This is a genomic window from Planomonospora corallina (assembly GCF_042650625.1).
GTDB lineage: Bacteria > Actinomycetota > Actinomycetes > Streptosporangiales > Streptosporangiaceae > Planomonospora_B > Planomonospora_B corallina.
This window is the reverse complement of the sequence record NZ_JBHSBM010000016.1, coordinates 275,051-291,423: the sequence shown is the minus strand read 5'-3', so window position 1 is coordinate 291,423 and position 16,373 is coordinate 275,051. Positions and strand designations below refer to the sequence as shown.

The following is a 16,373-nucleotide window of genomic DNA, read 5'->3' as shown; positions in this document are numbered from 1 at the left end:
ATCCGCACTGCGCAGATCCTGACGCTGTGAACCCGGCCACGTCAATAGTTTCCTGAGAGCGCTCTCTTAACTAGACGCACCTTCTGACGCTCTGCTGGCAGGATTCGGGGAACCGCTCCCCGAACGTTCCCCGGGCTCCGGCGCCCGGCGACCGCCATCCGCAGCGGAGAACGGACGCCCGAGGACCCGCACGCCCGGCGGCCGGAGCGCCGTCAGGCGGCCGGGCCCCGGCCGTTCCGATAGGAGCCGTCGGCGAGCTCGGCCACGATGCCCGGCCGGTACGGGTTCCAGCCGAGCGCCTCGCGCGTCCGGAGCGCGCTCACGCTCTGGCCGAGGGCGAGCGCCCCGGCGAAGGCCGGGCCGAGGTCGCCCGCCGCCTCCTCCACCGGCCAGGCCCGCACCCCGGCGCCACCGAGGCCCGCGGCACGGCCGGCCGCCTCCGCGATGGCGGGCAGCGGCACCGCCTCCTCCGCCACGCCGTGCAGGACCGCCCCGGCCTCGGCCTTCTCCACCGCCACGGCGAACAGGTCCGCGAGGTCGTCGACGTGGACCGTGGGCCACGTCGGCTCCTGGCCGTCCGCGGAGACGTACCGGCCCCGGCCGTGCTCGGCCGCCTTGGCGACCAGCAGGGCGGGGATGCCGCCGCCCCGGCCGTACACGATGCCCGGCCTGATCACGACGCCCCCGGCCTCCCGCACCCGCCGCTCCACGTCCGCCCGGAAGGCGACGAGCGGGATGGGGGCGAGCGGGCCGTCCTCGGCGGAGGCGCCCGGGCCCAGCACCCAGATCCCGCTCGTGTAGACGATCCGCGCCCCTCCGGCCAGCAGCGCCTCGACCGCGGCCAGTTCCGTCCCGGCATCCCCTGCCGGGGCGGCGGCGTGCACGACCACGTCCGCGTCGTCGGCCGCCGCCCGGAGGGCGGCCGGGTCGGTCGCGTCGCCGTAGCGGACCGCCGAGGCCCCGGGCACCACGCGTTCCTCCCCCGCCACCGCCGGACGGACCAGCGCCACCACTTCGTGGCCGTGCTCCGCGAGCCTCCCGGCGACCGCCGAGCCGATGTAGCCGGTGGCGCCCAGTACGAGAACCTTCATCGTTTTTCACCTCGAAAATTTCGATGTCGAACCTTATGGCGGTGAAACGTTAAGCCGACGATCAGGAAGATGTCAAACAGTTCGATGTCGAAACGTTCGGGTAGCATGGCCGCGTGAACGACGCCGTCGACAAGATCCTCGACCAGTGGTCGGCCGTCCGGCCCGGCCTGGACGTCTCCGCCATGGGCGTGGTCGGCCGCATCTCCCGCGCCTCCCGCCTGCTGGAGCGCGGGGTCAAGGCCTACTTCGACGAGCACGGCGTGGAGCCGTGGGAGTTCGACGTGCTGGCGGCGCTGCTGCGCGCCGAACGGACCCTGTGCATGAGCGACCTGGCCGCCGCCACCATGGTCAGCTCGGCGGCGCTGACCAACCGGATCGACCGCCTCGTCACCAAGGGGCTGGTCACCCGCGCCGCCGCCGAGGACAACCGGCGCCTGGTCCTCGTCACCCTCACCGAGGCGGGCCGGCGACTGGCCGGCGGCCTCCTCGAGGGCCACGTCGCCAACGAGCGCCGCCTGCTCGACGGGCTGGCCCCCGCCGAGCAGGCCGAGTTCGCCGCCCTGCTGCGCAAGCTCCTGTGCTCCCTGGGCGACACCGGCCCCTCCTGACCACCCCTGCCCGGCACCGCGCAATCAGGCGGACGTTCCCCCGCCCCGCCCGGCACCGCATGCTCAGGCGAGCGTTCCCCCGCCCCGCCCGCCCGGCACCGCCTCGCGCCACCGTCCCGCCGGGAATAGCGGACCTATGCTGTCCGCCATAGGTGCCAGAGTGGCCTCATGGACGCGGGTGGACGGCCGGGACCGGACGCCGCGCGCCCTGTGTCCGCACACGGGACCCGCTACGAACGGAGCGACTCCATGAGCCGCCACATCCAGGTCACCTTCGACGCCCACGACCCGCGGGCGCTGTCGTGCTTCTGGCGCGACGTGCTGGGCTACGTCCACCCCGGCCCGCCCGGGGTCGACCTGCCCGCCGGCGCCGACCCGCTGGCCGCGTGGGACGACTTCCTCGCCCGGGCCGGCGTGCCGGAGGAGCGGCGCAACACGGCCTCGGCCCTCGAGGACCCGGACGGGCACGGCCCTCGGCTGTTCTTCCAGCGGGTGCCGGAGGACAAGGTCGTCAAGAACCGCGTCCACCTCGACGTCCGCGCGGCTCCCGGACTGCTGGGGGAGGAGCGGATGGCGGCGCTGGAGGCCGAGTGCGACCGGCTCGTCACGCTGGGGGCGACGCGGGTGCGCCGCCACGAGCCCGAGTCTCCGACGAGCGCCGGGTTCATCGTGATGACCGACCCCGAGGGCAACGAGTTCTGCCTGGACTGACGACGGCTAGCCGGCGGAGGGAGGGGAGGTCTCCCGCCTGATCCAGTCGAGGTAGTCGGCGGTGCCCGCCGCCAGGGCGACCGCGACGATCTGCGGCACCTCGTAGGAGTGCAGCTCGCGCACCCGCCGGGCGAGCTCCTCGAAACGCCCCGTGGTGGTCTTCATCAGCAGCAGCCACTCGTCGGAGCGCTGCACCTCCCCCGCCCACCAGTACATCGACTCGATCGGGGCGACCAGTTGCGCGTCGACGGCCAGGCGCTCCCCCACCGCCGTCGCGCCGATGCGCTCCGCCTCCCCGCGGCTCGCGGCGGTCACCCGTACCTCGAGGCAGTCCGAGGCGTTCTGCGGCATGCGCTCCATCCGATCCCACGTCCGGTCTCACCTCTGCGTCCCACGACGGACCCTAGCCGAACCGGGAGAGGGCGGTGGGGCCGCCCGGGCCGCGCCCGCCGACGGCCGCTCTCAGCCGGCCTGCAGCTCGGCGAGGAGCGCCTCCAGCTTCTCGCCGCCCTCCTGGATGCCCTGCTCCATGCCGGAGGCCACCATCCCGTCGCGGTCCTCGACGGACTGGAAGACCGAGAGCGCGCGCACCAGCGTCCGGCCGTCGCGCTCCTCCATGGTCATGCTCTCCAGGCAGACGTGCCCCGGCATGCCCTCGAACTCGAAGGTCTGCACGGTGAGGTCCGGCGACGGGGTGCCGTGGAAGACCCCGCGGAAGCCGTACGTGTTGCCCTCGGCGTCGGTGTGGACGTAGCGCCACCGGCCGCCGTCGCGCACGTCGAACTCCTCGACGGTCATGGTCAGCTCGCGCGGCCCCAGCCAGCGCACCAGCAGCTCGGGATCGGTGTAGGCGCGGAAGACCAGCTCGCGCGGGGCCTCGAACTCCCGCTCGATGACGACCCGCTGCGTGCCGGGCTCCGCGGTGATCTGCGTCTTGGCCATCGTCGTCTCCTTCGTCAAGACCGCTCAACCGCGGCCGGTTCCGTTCTTCCTGTCGCCCTGCAGCGCCGCGAGCAGCTCGTCGAGCCGCTCGTGGCTCTCGTCCCAGAACCGCTGGTAGCGGGCCAGCCAGGTGATCACCTCCCGCAGAGGCTCGGCCTCCAGGTGACTGAGCCGGGCCGTCGCGCGCCGGGAGCGCGAGATCAGACCCGCCCTCTCCAGCACCTTGAGGTGCCGGGAGATCGCCGGCTGGGACATGTCGAACGGCTCGGCGAGCTCGGCGACGGTCGCGTCACCCTCGGTCAACCGTGTCAGGATCGCGCGCCGCGTCGGGTCGGCGAGCGCCGCGAACACGAGGCTGATCCGGTCGTCGGCCATTCATAACCACCTTGTTAAATAACTGATGTGTTAATAATGGCCTCGGAAGAGGAGGGTGTCAAGGCCCCGAGGCGGCGCGCGGGCCGGCCGCGCGGGCTCGGCGCGAGGCGGCGGGCGGGGCGCGGGTCAGTGGCGCGGGTTCAGCGCGGGCCGACGCGGGCGGGGCGCGGGCCGACGCGGGCGGGGCGCGGGTCAGTCGCGCAGGCTCAGCGCGAGCCGGCGGGCGAGCCCGGTGTTGCGCGGGTGGCCGAACCGGTGGACCGCCGTCTCCAGCGCCTCGCGCTGCCCCACCAGGACCACCCAGGACCGGGCCCGGGTGACCAGGGTGTAGAGCAGCCTGCGGTACAGCATGACCCCGCCGGCCTCGGCGACGATCGGCGCGACCACGAAGGGGTACTCGCTGCCCTGGGCCCGGTGGACGCTGATGGCGTAGGCGTGCGTCAGCTCGTCCAGCTCGCCGAAGCCGTACGGCACGCTCTCCCCGTCGTCGGTGCGGACCTCCACGATCCGGTCCTGCTGGACGATCTCGGTGACCACTCCCGTGGTGCCGTTGAAGACGCCCTTGTCGTAGTTGTTCCGGATGGACATGACACGGTCGCCGACCCGGTAGACGGTCGCGCCCGACCAGTGCTCGGCCACCCCCTCGCGGGCGGGGTTGAGCCGCTCCTGGAGCCTGCGGCCGAGCTCGGCGGTCCCGGTCGCACCCCTGCGCATCGGGGCCAGGACCTGGACCTGGTCCGGGTCCACGCCCTGTTTGCGGGGGATCGCCACCGTCGCCAGGTGCACCACCCGCTCGGCCACCGAGCTCGGGTCGTCGGTCTCCTCGAACCAGAATCCGCTCCGGCCGGGGGTCACCGGCATGCGCCCGGCCCTGATCCGGTGCGCGGCCTGGATGATGCCGCTGTCGGCGGCCTGGCGGAAGACGTGCGTCAGGCGGGTCCGCGGGATCGTCTCGACGCGGAGCAGGTCGGCCAGGACGTTGCCGGGCGCGACGCTCGGCAGCTGGTCGCTGTCGCCGACGAGCAGCAGGTGGCAGCCGTCGGGGACGGCGGCGGTCAGCCGGGTGGCCAGGTGCAGGTCCAGCATGGACGCCTCGTCGACCACGATCAGGTCGGCCTGGGCGGGCGTCCGGGTGAACAGGGCGCCGGAGTCGGAGTCGGGGCGGTGCGCGAGCATGCGGTGCACGGTCATGGCCGGCATGCCGGTGAGCTCCGACAGGCGCCGGGCCGCCTTGCCGGTCGGAGCGGTGAGGGTCACCGTGCCGCCCGCCTGCTTCACCGCCGCGGCGACGGCCTTGACGGTGTGGCTCTTGCCGCAGCCCGGCCCGCCGGTGAGGACCGACACGGTGTTGGCCAGCGCCATGGCCACGGCCGCCCGCTGCTCGGCGTGCAGACCGGGGTCGTCCGGCGGGCGGTGCGCGGGCAGCGCCGAGGCCGCCCTCCGGAGCCGGGTCAGGTGGGCCGTCAGCCGGAGCTCGCGGCTGTGGACGTACTTGGCGTACACCACGGGCCGGTCCTGCCCGTCGGGGGACGCCTCGACGACCACGCGGCGCTCGGCCGTCAGCGCGTCGACCTGGCGGCGGACCGGCTCTCGGTCCTGGCCCGCCAGCTCCGCGGCCCGCGCGACCAGGACCTCCGACGGCAGGTAGCAGTGCCCGTCGCGGCCGGCCGCCGTCTCCAGCGTGTCCAGGAGCGCCGCCTTGATCCGCTCCGGGCTGTCCTCCGGCACCCCCGAGCGGAGCGCGATCCGGTCGGCGATGCCGAACGCGATGCCCCGGACCCGGCCGATGAGCCGGTAGGGGTCACAGGCGAGGACCTCGCCCGCGGAGTCGCCGAACACCTGGTGGATCTTGGTCGCGAGCAGGGGGCTGACCCCGTAGCCCTGGAGGACCACCATCAGCTCGGCGATCGCCTTCTGCTCCTCCCACGCCTGGACGATCTGCGCCTGCCGCGTGGGGCCGATGCCGACGACCTCGGTGAGCCGCTCCGGCTCGGTGTCGACGACCGTCAGGGTCGCCTCGCCGAAATGGCTGACGATCGCGTGAGCGAGACGTGGCCCGATGCCGCGGATCAGCCCCGAGCCGAGGTAGAGCCGGATGGCCCGGACCGTGGCCGGGGCCACCCGCTCGCAGGCGGTGACCGCGAAGTGCCTGCCGTGGCGCGGATGCTCGCTCCAGTCGCCGGTGAGCCGGAGCGCCTCCCCCGGCTGGACGCCGGCCAGCGCCCGCCCGGAGGCGACGAAGTCCGGCACGCCCTCGGCGCTCACCCGCGCGACCGTGTACTCGTCCTCCCGGACGTACATCAGGTGTTCGACGGAAACGTCCACACGGGGATCCAACCTGATCGGACCGACAGAAGCCGGGGATGACGGGGCGGAAGGGCCCCGCCGGGGCTCGGGCGGGACCCGGCCGGGGCCGGGCGGGAGTCGGCCGGGGCCCGCCGGGCCTCCCCTGAAAGGCCCCCTTTTCGGGGAGGCCCCCTCAGAGGGCTCCGACGTACACCCAGGCGCCGTCGTGCCGGACGAAGCGGCTGTTCTCCTCCAGCTCCCCCGCCCGCCCGCGCTCGACGTAGTGGGCGCGGAAGCGGACGGTGCCCTCGGTGTGCAGGACGCTGCCGCCGGTGGTCTCCAGGACCTCGAGGCGGACCCAGCGCACGCTCCGGTCGGCCCCCGCCCGGAGCGGGCGCGTCGCCGGATGCCAGGTGCGCAGGAGGTACGCCTCGTCGCCGACGCTGAAGGCGCTGAAGCGCGAGCGCATGAGCAGCTCGGCGGTGGTCGCGGCGGCCTCGCCCCGGTGGAAGCGCCCGCAGCAGTCCCGGTACGGCGCGGGCAGCCCGCACGGGCACGGGGCCGGAGGGCCGGAACGGGTCTGGGAGCCGCGTCGGGACATGCCCCTCATTGTGCCGCCCCGGCGGGCGGGCCCGCGGCCGGGGCGCCTCAGCGCCTGACGGCGCGCAGGACGACGAACTTCGGGTCGCTCGCGACGACCTCGCAGTTGCCGAAGATCCGGCGGAGCTTCACGTGGTATCCGAGGTGCCGGTTGCCGATGACCCACAGCTCGCCCCCGCGGCGGAGCGCGGCGCGCGACCCGGTGAACATGCGCCAGGCCGTCGCGTCGGTCGTGCCCCGGTGGCTGTGGAACGGCGGGTTGTTCAGCACCAGGTCCACCGAGCCGGCCGGCACGCCCGACATGCCGTCGCCGACCCGGAACTCCGCCGCGCCGGACGCCGCCGCCGGCGGCTCGACATTCCGGCGGAAGGTCTCCTCTGCCGAGGCCACCGCCTGGTAGGACTCGTCGACGAACAGCACCTCGGCCTCGGGGTCGGCCAGCGCCACCGCCGTGCCGACCACCCCGTTGCCGCAGCCCAGGTCGACCACGCGCTCCGGCCCCCGTACGGCGGGCAGGTGGCGCAGGAAGAACCTGGTGCCGATGTCGAGGCGGTCGGCGCAGAAGACGCCCGCGTGGTTGACGACCGTCCGGCCCGAGAGCGCGCCGGCGTCCTCGGGCAGCGGGTAGCGCCGCGGCCAGGGGCTGGGCGTGCGGGCGAGCCCGGGGTCGGGCGAGCAGAAGATGAGGCGGGCCTTCTTCGCCGCCAGGGAGGTCCTCGTCGGGCCGAGCACACGCTCGAAGAGCCGGAGCGTCGAGGTGTGGATCTCGGTGACCATCCCCGTGCCGACGACGAGGGTGCCGGCGTGCACGGCGGGGGCCAGGCGGTGCAGCTGGTCCTCCAGGAGCCCGAGGCTCCTGGGCACCCGGACGAGCAGCACGTCGATCCGGTCCGGCGGCGTGTCCCGGGTCGACAGCAGCCGCACGGCGTCCGTGCCGATCCCGTTGCGCGCGAGGTTCGCCCGGGTCGCCTCCTGAGTGAGGAAGGAGTCGGTGATCTGCACGGGGCTGTGCCCGGCGAGCGCGGTGGACAGCGCGCCCCACCGGTCGCCCGACACGACCACGGTGCCCGACAGGTCGGCGGGCTCGCCGTCGATCCCGGCGAGGTGCCGCAGGAGGTACTCGTCGGCGGCGTCCCAGGCGCGGAACGGGTCGCGGGGGTCGGCGGGGAAGCGGGCGAGGCCGTACTCCCCCTGTGGTGCGGTCAGGCGGTTCACCGGCCCCAGGCTAGTCGAGGCCCGCGCCCGGCCGGGCGCCGCAAGGGGCGGGAAAGACGGCGCCCGGCCGGGGGTCTCACGACACGTCCGCGGTGGTCACCGCCTGCGGACGGTCAGCAGGGCCTCGTAGGCGGGCTTGGGGGTCAGGTTCTCGTCCATGACGCAGGCCGCGCCCTCCCCCTCGAACCAGTCGGGGACCCAGGAGTGCCGGTCGGTGAAACTCCAGATGGTGAACTCGACGCAGCGCCTGTTCTCCACGCAGGTGGTCAGCATGCGCTTGTAGTAGTCGGCCTGGGTGGCGAGCTTCTCCGGCGTCGCGGGCATGACCATGCGCACGTCTGCCTCGGTGATCGCGGCCTCCAGGCCGAGGTCGGTGAACTGCCGCATGACGTTCGCGAAGTCGCCCGGGTAGTCGTACTGGATGCCGAGGTGGCCCTGGAAGCCGATGCCGTGGATCGGCACCCGCTTGGCCTTCAGGTCCTTGACGATCTCCAGGGTCTTGCCGATCTTCTTGGTGTCCCACTCCAGGTTGTAGTCGTTGATGTACAGCTTGGCGCGGGGGTCGGCCTGGTGCGCCCAGCGGAAGGCGTCGGCGATGTAGCCCGGGCCGAGATGGGCGAGCCAGATGCTCTCGCGCAGGTTGCCGGAGTCGTCGACCACCTCGTTGACCACGTCCCAGGCGCGGATCTTGCCGCGGTAGCGGCCGACCTCGGTCATGATGTGCTTGCGCAGGATGGAGCGGAGCTCCGCGGCGCCGATGCTGCCGTCGTTCGCGCCCTCGGTGAGCCAGGCGGGGAGCTGGTTGTGCCAGACGAGGGTGTGCCCGCGGATCTTCTGGCGGTTGCGCAGCGCGTTGCGGACCACCGCGTCGGCGGCCTCCCAGTCGTAGACGCCGCGCTGGGGTTCGATCGACTCCCACTTCATCGCGTTCTCGGCGGTGACGTGGGTGAACTCGCGGTTGAGCACCGTGCGGTAGTCGGCCTCGCCGGCGAGGGCGGTGGCGTCCACGGCCGAGCCGACGTGCACGCCGAGCCTGCGCGACAGCTCGCGCAGGTCGTCCGGCGTCCGGTCGGCGTGGGCCGGCAGGGGTACGGCCAGCGCCAGCGCGGCGGCCACCAGCCCGAGCAGGAGACGTTTCATGGAGCCTCACTCGTGGTGTCGGCGGCAACCTTCACGCCCCCGAGGTCACGGCGGAACCGTGACCGAAACTTTCAGAAGATTACCGAGATGTTTCGTGACATGAAACGTAGAGGCACCGAAGGCACGGAGTCAACGCCCTGAAAATTTTCGGATGGGCCGGGCATCCACCAGAGATGCCTTCCCAGCACGAAGACACCCCGGACGGCCGCCCACGCCGGACGACCACGCACACCGGAGAACGCGGCGGCCCGCCGGGGAGAGGGAACGAGGAGGCGGCGGCGCCGCCCAGGCGTCAGATCAGGCAGCCGACGTGCGCGAGGGCCTGCTTCAGGAGCACGTCGTGACCACCGGACATCTCCTGGAGGACCGACGACGAGGCGGCCTCCTGCGGGGTGAACCAGGCGAAGTCGAGGGCGTCCTGGCGGGGCCGGCAGTCGCCCGCGACCGGGACGACGTAGGCCAGCGAGACGGCGTGCTGCCGGGGGTCGTGGTAGGGCGTCACGCCCTTCGTCGGGAAGTACTCCGCGACGGTGAACGGCTGCGGCGAGGCGGGGACGCGGGGCAGCGCCACCGGGCCGAGGTCCTTCTCCAGGTGGCGCAGGAGCGCGTCGCGGACCCGCTCGTGGTGGAGCACCCGCCCGGAGACGAGCGCCCGGGTGACCGTGCCGTCCGCCCCGATGCGCAGGAGCAGGCCGACATGGGTGACCGCCCCGCTGTCGTCCACCCGCACCGGCACCGCCTCCACGTAGAGGATCGGCATGCGGGCGCGGGTGAGCTCCAGCTCCTCGGGGGAGAGCCAGCCGGGCGTGGTTTCGGTCATTTCGGCCACTCGTCGATCCTACTGGGTGGCCGCCCCCGGCACGCGGCCGCATCCGGATGATCCGGTCGAGAGGGGAATGCCGGGAACACCCGGTATGCGCTCCCGGCCCCGCCGTACGGCCGGACCCGCTCCCCCGGCGGCGGCCGGGCGACCACCGGCACAACACCAGAGCCGGGTGACCACCGGCACACACCAGGGCCCGGCGGCTACCGGGGCAGCACCAGGGCCGCCGCGCCGAGCAGGCCGGCGTCCCGGCCCAGGCCGGTCGCGGTCACCCGCAGACGTCGCAGGAAGCCGAGTCCGGCGTTGCGGGCGACCGCCTGCCGGAGGGGGTCCATCAGGACCGGCCCGGCGGCGGCGACGCCTCCTCCGATCACGACGCGGTCGAGGTCGAGCAGGGCCGAGGCGGTGAGGATCGCGGTGGCCAGCGCGTCGGCGGCGCGCCGGAACGCGAGCCCGGCCACGGCGACCCCGGCCCCGGCGTCCAGGGCGAGGGCCCGGGCGTCCTCGCCGGTCCAGCCGTTCGCCCGGGCCCAGCGGACCATGCTCGGCCCGCTGGCGAGGGTCTCCACGCAGCCCGCCGCCCCGCACGGGCACGGCTCGCCGTCCGGGTCCGCGGTGATGTGGCCGATGTGCCCGGCGTTGCCGGTCGGGCCGAGGTACGGCTCGCCGGCGAGGACGAGGCCGCCGCCGACCCCGGTGGAGACGACCATGCCGAGCACGGCCCCGGACGGCTCCCGCTCCGGCAGTCCCCGCCACCACTCGCCGAGCGCCATGCACTGCCCGTCGCCCGCCAGCCGTACGGGCCGGCCGGGGAGCAGCCGGCCGAGCGCCTCCACCACCGGGAAGTCCCGCCAGGCGGGGATGTTGACCGGGCTGACCGTGCCCGCGACCGGGTCGAGCGGGCCGGCCGACCCGATGCCGGCCCCCTCCAGGCGGGCGGCGGGCACCTCGCCGGTGACGCGGCCGACGACCTCCAGCAGCGCCTCCTCGGGGCGGGTCCGGCCCTTCAGCGGGACCTCGGCCCGCGCCATGATCGTCCCGTCGTCCTCCACCGCCGCGGCGGCGAACTTGGTGCCGCCGATGTCCACCGCCAGGACGGTCACCGCCGCGCCTCCCCCGCGCGGTGCGGGACCGGTGCGGCGGGCCGCACGACGCGTACGCCGCCCTCCCTGGCGGTACGGGAGCCGGTCACGGCGTCCTCCTGACATCGGCGAGATCTTGCTTAACCGTATAAGCGGAATGACGCTACGGTCTCACGGTGACGATGTCAACGGCCGTCGGCGGCCCTTTCGGCAGCCCTCGGCCCTCCGGCCGCCCCTGAGGCCTCTCAGAGCGCCATCGGAGCGCCATCGGAGCGCCATCGGAGCGCCATCGGAGAGCGGAGCCCTCACGCGCGGAACCCCCGCGCTCCCGGCGTCCGCGCGAGCTCCGGCCAGAAGAAGGCGAGCGTGGCCGCGCCCTTGAGCAGCGCGTCGATCTCGGCCCGCTCGTCGCTGTCGTGCCAGCGGTCCTGCGGCAGGCCGGTGCCGAAGAAGACCACCGGCGCCTCCAGGGCGGTGTGCAGCAGGTGGGCCGGGCCGCCGCCGCCGTTGCGCATCTCCCCCGCGACCGGGGCGCCGAACCCCCGCTCCATCGCCCGGCCCAGCGCGGCCGCCGCTGGATGGTCCGGCGGGGTGCGGTACGGCTCCTGCGCCGCCTCCAGCGAGATGTCCAGCCGGTACTCGACCTTGCCGCCGATCCGCTCGGCCACCCAGGTCCTCAGCTGCTCGGCCGCCTCGGCGACCTTCTGGTCCGGAACCAGGCGCAGGTTCAGGTCCACCGAGGCCACCGAGGGGATCGCGCCGCGGGAGGCGCCCACGGGGTCGCCGCCGATGAAGGCGAGGATCTCCGCCGCGGGGCGGGTCCAGACCCGCTCCAGCACGCTGTAGCCGTCCTCGCCGCCGACCGTGCGGGTCTCGGTGCGCTCCAGCCAGTCGGCGTCGCTGTAGGGCAGGGCGTTGATCCGCCCCCGCTCCTCGGCCGTCAGTTCCGCCACCCGGTCGTAGAAGCCGGGCAGCGTCACCCTGCCCTGCTCGTCGTAGAGCTGCGCCATCAGCTTGCACAGCTCGGCACAGGGGTTGGGCGCGGCTCCGGAGACGGCGCCGCTGTGCACGTCGCGGTACGGGCCGAACACCTGCAGCTTGGCGCTGAGCATGCCGCGCAGCCCGGTGCAGAGCGCCGGCGCCTCCAGCGACCACAGCAGCGTGTCGGAGAGCACCACCAGGTCGGCGGCCAGTTCCTCGCGGTGGTCCTCCAGCAGGGCGGTCAGGTGCGGGGAGCCGATCTCCTCCTCGCCCTCGACCAGCAGCTTGACGTTGACCGGCGGCGCGTCGCGGCCGGTCGCCGCCAGGTGGGCGCGCAGCCCCCACAGGTGGGCCAGGATCTGCCCCTTGGCGTCGGAGGCGCCGCGGCCGTACAGCTTGCCGTCGCGCACCTGCGGTTCGAACGGCAGCGACTCGCCCCAGGTCTCCGCGCGCACGGCGCGCACGTCATGGTGGCTGTAGACGAGCACGGTCGGCGCGTCCGGCGCGGCGCACCAGGCCGCGTGGACCGCGGGCATGCCGCCCTCGGTCTGCCACAGCTCCACGACGGGGAAGCCGATCTCGCGCAACCGGCCGGTCAGCCAGTTGGCCGAGCGCAGCAGGTCCGCCCCGTGCTCGGGCTCGGAGGAGATCGAGGCGATGCGCACCCAGTCGCCGAGCTCGCGCAGGAACTCCTCGCGGTACTCGCGCAGGAACCGCCGTACGTTCTCGTCCTCGGCGTCGCCACCGGCGCCGTCGCCGGCCCGGCCGCGGGCCTCGTCAGCCGTCATGGCGGCATGCTAGGCGGCCGCCCTCCGGCTGCCGGTGCTCCCGTTCTGCGGCTTTACCGACCGATCGGCGGAGGAAGACCTGATCCCGGAACGGATACGGAGATCTTCACTTACCAGGCCGTTCGATCAGCCTGAAAGCGGTCATGTTATGAATAGTCACCTTGGCCGAGCCCTGGCCGGCGCCCTCCCGGGGCACGAGGGGACACGGCAAGGGGGGGCGACTCCCCCGCCCGGTGAGCCCGGCGGTTCCCTCACTGGAAGAATGACAGATCACACCGTGGGGACCGGAGCGGCGGGTGAGACGGGTCCCGCGCATCCGTCCCGCGACAAGGAAGCGACATGACCCTGAACACGACCGAGCCGAGCGGGTTCGCCGAACTGGAGCTCCGGCCCGAGCTGCTGAAGGCGCTCTCCGGCCTCGGCTACGAGGAGCCCACACCGATCCAGCGCGAGGCGATCCCGCCTCTCCTCCAGGGTCGCGACCTGCTCGGCCAGGCGGCGACGGGGACGGGCAAGACCGCCGCGTTCGCGCTCCCGGTGCTCCAGCGGATGGCCGCGGACGGCACGGGCCCCGAGCCCCGGGCCCTGGTCCTGGTGCCCACGCGCGAGCTGGCCATGCAGGTCTCGGAGGCATTCCACCACTACGGCCGGGGCCTGGACACCCGCGTCCTGCCGATCTACGGCGGGCAGCCGATCGGCCGTCAGCTGCGGGAGCTCTCCCGCGGGGTCGACGTCGTGGTCGCGACGCCCGGCCGCGCCCTCGACCACATCCGCCGGGGCACGCTCGACCTGAGCGCCCTGCGGACGGTCGTCATGGACGAGGCCGACGAGATGCTCGACATGGGCTTCGCCGAGGACATCGAGGCGATCCTCCAGGAGACCCCCGACGAGCGCCAGACGGTCCTGTTCTCGGCGACGATGCCGCCGCGCATCAACGGGATCGTCCGCCGCCACCTGAACGACCCGGTCCGGATCGAGATCCGGCGCCCGGCCGCGGCCCCCGGCGAGGCCCCGCTGGTGCGCCAGGTCGCCTACGTGGTCCCCCGCACCTACAAGCCCGCGGCGCTCGGGCGCGTGCTGGACGTGGAGTCGCCCGAGGCCGCCATCGTCTTCTGCCGCACCCGCGACGAGGTCGACCAGCTCACCGAGACCCTCAACGGCCGGGGCTACCGGGCCGAGGCGCTGCACGGCGGCATGGGGCAGGAGCAGCGCGACCGGGTGATGGGCCGCCTCCGGGCCGGCACCGCGGACCTGCTCGTCGCCACCGACGTGGCCGCGCGCGGCCTCGACATCGAGCAGCTCACCCACGTGGTGAACTACGACGTGCCGTCCGCGCCCGAGTCCTACGTGCACCGGATCGGCCGGGTCGGCCGGGCGGGCCGCGAGGGCGTGGCCGTCACCTTGGCCGAGCCGCGCGAGCACCGGATGCTCAAGGCCATCGAGCGGGTGACCGGGCAGCGCATCCCGGTGGAGAAGATCCCGACCGTCGCGGACCTGCACGCCCGGCGGCTGGAGCTGACCCGCGCCGCGCTTCAGGAGAGCCTGCTCACCGACGACCTGGAGCGCTTCCGCGTCGTCGTCGAGACGCTCACCGACGAGTTCGACGTCATGGAGGTGGCGCTCGCCGCGGTGAAGCTCGCGCACGAGGCCACCGGGGGCGGCGAGGAGGACGAGCAGGACATCCCGGAGGTCTCGCTGGCGGCCCGGCCGGAGCGGCGGGGGCGTCCCGAGGGCGGCAGGCGCGACGAGCGGCGCGAGCGCGGGCCCGCGGGCGGCATGACGCGCCTGTTCATCGGCGTCGGCCGGTCCGCCGGCGTCCGGCCGCAGGACCTGGTCGGGGCGATCACCGGGGAGTCGCGGCTCAGCGGGCGCGACATCGGGGCCATCGAGATCGCCGACCGGTTCTCGCTCGTGGAGGTCCCTGGACCGGCGGCCGACGAGGTGATCGAGGCCCTGCGCACGAGCACGATCAAGGGCAGGAGGGCCACGGTCCGCCGGGAGCGCCGCCCCTCGCGCTGACCGGCACACGCCGGGCCGGGGCGACACGCCGGGCCGGGCCGGGGGGCGACGGACCGGGTGTGCGCCGCCGGGGCGGCCTGGGGGCGGAAGCATTGACGCGGGGTCTCCGGAAGGGTTCGCTGACGGTGCCGTCAGAACAGAATGCGATTCGGAGGCTGCCGTGCCGATCCCGCGCTCCATCCTGACCAAGGGCGACCTGCCCGACCTCGATCTGCGGGTGGTGCGGGGATCCTGGCCCGCCGGCCTGACCGGGCACATGGTGATCAGCACCTCCGACCAGCGAACCCATCCCCTGCACGCCTTCTTCGGCGACGGCGTCCTGATGCGGCTGGCGCTCGCCCCGGGCCCGGACGGCGCCTTCGCCTGGCGCCCCCGGGTCATCGACTCCCCCTCGGTACGGCTCCGCCGCAGGCTGCCGGAGGCCTTCACCCCCGGCCCGCTCGGCACGAACTCCCCGTTCGGCAGCTTGACTGCTCCCCTCCCTGAAGGGAGGGGATTCCTGGCTCACGCTGCCTGACGTCCCGGCGGGACATCAGGTCTTCCGCGATCAACACCAGCCGGGTCCAGACCAGCCCGGACGAGCATCACGCGGGCGGAGTTCTTGTCCCTGGGGGACGAGGCTCCGCACGCGGTGCAGGTGTAGGTGCGTTCCGACAGCGGCAGCGCGTGCTCGGCTCTCGCTCCGCACCGCGCGCAGTCCATGGTGGTGTGCGCGGGATGCACCAGGTGCAGGTCCCGCCGGTGTTTGCGCGCCATCTCGATCAACGCGGTCTTGGTCGCTCCGATCGCCGCGTCGGCGGCCTTGCGCGCCATGGTCGACGTGGCCAGGAACTTCGGCTTGAAGTCCTCCACCGCCAGGACGTCGAAGTCGCGGACGACCTTCTTGGCCCACTTGCGGGCCGTGTCCTGCCGCTGCCGGGCGACCTTCTTGTGCAGCCTGGCGGCCAGCCGGGCAGCCTTGCGGTACCCCTTGGACGCGGGCTTTCCCTTCGACGGCTTCCGTCGGGCCATCATCTTCTGGTAGCGCGCCAGGCGCGCGGCGGCCGTCCGGCCGCATCGGGGGTGGGGCAGGTCGTGGGCGTCGCTGGTGGTGGTCGCGACCTCCTTGACGCCCCAGTCGACGCCGATCGCGCGCCCGGTCTCCGGCAGCGGTTCGCTGCGCGCGGGCACGACGAAGGAGACGTACCAGTGGCCGGGGCTGTCGCGGTACACCCGCACGGAGGACAGGTCGGCGGGCAGGTCCCGCGACCACACCACCGTCAGGATGATGCCGCCGGCCAGGTGCAGACGGCCGCCGGCCAGGCGGAAGCCGCGCCGGGTGTAGTTGAGGGTGGGCGCGGCCCGGTCCTTGTTCTTGAAGCGGGGCATCCCGGCGCGCTGCCGCATCGGCAGCCGGGCCGTGATGTCCTTGAGCGCTTTGGCGCGGGATTTGGCGAAGTCGCGGATGGTCTGCTGCTGGGGGACGGACGCCCCCGCGCGCAGCCAGTCGTGGTCGCCGCGCCAGCCGGTCAGCATCTTGTCGAGCCGGACCGGGCCGCATTCCTGGCGGGCTGTGTGGGCGGCGCGGGAGGTGGCGACGCACTGGTTCCACACCCAGCGGCAGCGGTCCCATTCGGCCAGCAGCGCCGCGCGTGCGGTAGACGACGGGCGGAGCCGGTAGGTGTAGCGGGCGTGCCCGGTCTTCCCAGCGTCCCGTAGCGTCGTAATGATGC

The 16,373-nt window shown here is 73.8% G+C and carries 16 protein-coding genes; 4 read left to right on the top strand and 12 right to left on the bottom strand.

Annotated features, from left to right (window positions below; all coding sequences use genetic code 11):
- Positions 1 to 212: 212 nt before the first annotated feature.
- Positions 213 to 1,091, bottom strand: coding sequence for an NAD-dependent epimerase/dehydratase family protein (locus tag ACFOWE_RS12505; RefSeq protein WP_377287440.1), 879 nt, complete (start codon positions 1,089 to 1,091; stop codon positions 213 to 215).
- Between the two features lie 113 nt (positions 1,092 to 1,204).
- Between ACFOWE_RS12505 and ACFOWE_RS12500 the strand changes: the two genes are divergently transcribed.
- Both ACFOWE_RS12500 and ACFOWE_RS12495 read left to right on the top strand, forming a co-directional pair.
- Positions 1,205 to 1,699, top strand: a complete 495-nt coding sequence (locus ACFOWE_RS12500; RefSeq protein WP_377287439.1) for a MarR family winged helix-turn-helix transcriptional regulator — start codon at positions 1,205 to 1,207, stop codon at positions 1,697 to 1,699.
- Between the two features lie 249 nt (positions 1,700 to 1,948).
- On the top strand, positions 1,949 to 2,410 hold the full coding sequence (locus ACFOWE_RS12495; protein ID WP_377287438.1) for a VOC family protein: 462 nt from the start codon (positions 1,949 to 1,951) through the stop codon (positions 2,408 to 2,410).
- 6 nt (positions 2,411 to 2,416) lie between these two features.
- Here ACFOWE_RS12495 and cutA read toward each other — a convergent pair whose 3' ends face one another.
- From cutA to ACFOWE_RS12445, 10 genes are all read right to left on the bottom strand, one after another.
- The gene (cutA, locus tag ACFOWE_RS12490) at positions 2,417 to 2,761 is read right to left on the bottom strand and encodes a divalent-cation tolerance protein CutA (RefSeq protein ID WP_377287437.1); all 345 of its coding nucleotides are present in this window, start codon (positions 2,759 to 2,761) and stop codon (positions 2,417 to 2,419) included.
- Between the two features lie 111 nt (positions 2,762 to 2,872).
- Complete coding sequence (locus tag ACFOWE_RS12485) at positions 2,873 to 3,352, bottom strand: SRPBCC family protein (protein WP_377287436.1); 480 nt, start codon at positions 3,350 to 3,352, stop codon at positions 2,873 to 2,875.
- Positions 3,353 to 3,376: 24 nt separating this feature from the next.
- Positions 3,377 to 3,727 carry an ArsR/SmtB family transcription factor gene (locus tag ACFOWE_RS12480; RefSeq protein ID WP_377287435.1) on the bottom strand — a complete coding sequence of 117 codons (351 nt, stop codon included), beginning with the start codon at positions 3,725 to 3,727 and terminating at the stop codon, positions 3,377 to 3,379.
- 192 nt (positions 3,728 to 3,919) lie between these two features.
- Complete coding sequence (gene recD2 / locus ACFOWE_RS12475; protein ID WP_377287434.1) at positions 3,920 to 6,052, bottom strand: SF1B family DNA helicase RecD2; 2,133 nt, start codon at positions 6,050 to 6,052, stop codon at positions 3,920 to 3,922.
- A 154-nt stretch (positions 6,053 to 6,206) separates the two neighbouring features.
- Complete coding sequence (locus ACFOWE_RS12470; protein ID WP_377287433.1) at positions 6,207 to 6,614, bottom strand: YchJ family protein; 408 nt, start codon at positions 6,612 to 6,614, stop codon at positions 6,207 to 6,209.
- Between the two features lie 47 nt (positions 6,615 to 6,661).
- A complete protein-coding gene (locus ACFOWE_RS12465; RefSeq protein ID WP_377287432.1) occupies positions 6,662 to 7,828 on the bottom strand; it encodes a methyltransferase in 1,167 nt (388 codons plus the stop codon).
- 96 nt (positions 7,829 to 7,924) lie between these two features.
- On the bottom strand, positions 7,925 to 8,968 hold the full coding sequence (locus ACFOWE_RS12460) for an endo-1,4-beta-xylanase (protein WP_377287431.1): 1,044 nt from the start codon (positions 8,966 to 8,968) through the stop codon (positions 7,925 to 7,927).
- 292 nt (positions 8,969 to 9,260) lie between these two features.
- Positions 9,261 to 9,788: an NUDIX hydrolase family protein gene (locus ACFOWE_RS12455; RefSeq protein ID WP_377287430.1), complete on the bottom strand. Its 528-nt coding sequence runs from the start codon at positions 9,786 to 9,788 to the stop codon at positions 9,261 to 9,263.
- A 206-nt stretch (positions 9,789 to 9,994) separates the two neighbouring features.
- The gene (locus ACFOWE_RS12450) at positions 9,995 to 10,894 is read right to left on the bottom strand and encodes an ROK family protein (protein WP_377287429.1); all 900 of its coding nucleotides are present in this window, start codon (positions 10,892 to 10,894) and stop codon (positions 9,995 to 9,997) included.
- A gap of 284 nt (positions 10,895 to 11,178) precedes the next feature.
- Positions 11,179 to 12,642, bottom strand: a complete 1,464-nt coding sequence (locus tag ACFOWE_RS12445; RefSeq protein WP_377287428.1) for a M20/M25/M40 family metallo-hydrolase — start codon at positions 12,640 to 12,642, stop codon at positions 11,179 to 11,181.
- Between the two features lie 339 nt (positions 12,643 to 12,981).
- Between ACFOWE_RS12445 and ACFOWE_RS12440 the strand changes: the two genes are divergently transcribed.
- Positions 12,982 to 14,661 (top strand): DEAD/DEAH box helicase, encoded by a 1,680-nt coding sequence (locus ACFOWE_RS12440; protein ID WP_377287427.1) that lies wholly within the window; start codon positions 12,982 to 12,984, stop codon positions 14,659 to 14,661.
- A gap of 160 nt (positions 14,662 to 14,821) precedes the next feature.
- Positions 14,822 to 15,178, top strand: coding sequence for a hypothetical protein (locus ACFOWE_RS12435; protein ID WP_377287426.1), 357 nt, complete (start codon positions 14,822 to 14,824; stop codon positions 15,176 to 15,178).
- Here the strand turns inward: ACFOWE_RS12435 and ACFOWE_RS12430 are convergent.
- Positions 15,166 to 16,368, bottom strand: a complete 1,203-nt coding sequence (locus ACFOWE_RS12430; RefSeq protein ID WP_377287575.1) for an RNA-guided endonuclease InsQ/TnpB family protein — start codon at positions 16,366 to 16,368, stop codon at positions 15,166 to 15,168. The two genes, ACFOWE_RS12435 and ACFOWE_RS12430, sit on opposite strands and share 13 nt — an antisense overlap.
- Positions 16,369 to 16,373 lie beyond the last annotated feature (5 nt).

What these genes read in the sequence shown, in the direction of transcription:
- ACFOWE_RS12505 (WP_377287440.1), bottom strand. Translation starts at nt 1,091, where the DNA reads ATGAAGGTTCTCGTACTGGGCGCCACCGGCTACATCGGCTCGGCGGTC.
- ACFOWE_RS12495 (WP_377287438.1), top strand. Translation starts at nt 1,949, where the DNA reads ATGAGCCGCCACATCCAGGTCACCTTCGACGCCCACGACCCGCGGGCG.
- cutA (WP_377287437.1), bottom strand. Translation starts at nt 2,761, where the DNA reads ATGCCGCAGAACGCCTCGGACTGCCTCGAGGTACGGGTGACCGCCGCG.
- ACFOWE_RS12485 (WP_377287436.1), bottom strand. Translation starts at nt 3,352, where the DNA reads ATGGCCAAGACGCAGATCACCGCGGAGCCCGGCACGCAGCGGGTCGTC.
- ACFOWE_RS12480 (WP_377287435.1), bottom strand. Translation starts at nt 3,727, where the DNA reads ATGGCCGACGACCGGATCAGCCTCGTGTTCGCGGCGCTCGCCGACCCG.
- ACFOWE_RS12470 (WP_377287433.1), bottom strand. Translation starts at nt 6,614, where the DNA reads ATGTCCCGACGCGGCTCCCAGACCCGTTCCGGCCCTCCGGCCCCGTGC.
- ACFOWE_RS12460 (WP_377287431.1), bottom strand. Translation starts at nt 8,968, where the DNA reads ATGAAACGTCTCCTGCTCGGGCTGGTGGCCGCCGCGCTGGCGCTGGCC.
- ACFOWE_RS12455 (WP_377287430.1), bottom strand. Translation starts at nt 9,788, where the DNA reads ATGACCGAAACCACGCCCGGCTGGCTCTCCCCCGAGGAGCTGGAGCTC.
- ACFOWE_RS12445 (WP_377287428.1), bottom strand. Translation starts at nt 12,642, where the DNA reads ATGACGGCTGACGAGGCCCGCGGCCGGGCCGGCGACGGCGCCGGTGGC.
- ACFOWE_RS12440 (WP_377287427.1), top strand. Translation starts at nt 12,982, where the DNA reads ATGACCCTGAACACGACCGAGCCGAGCGGGTTCGCCGAACTGGAGCTC.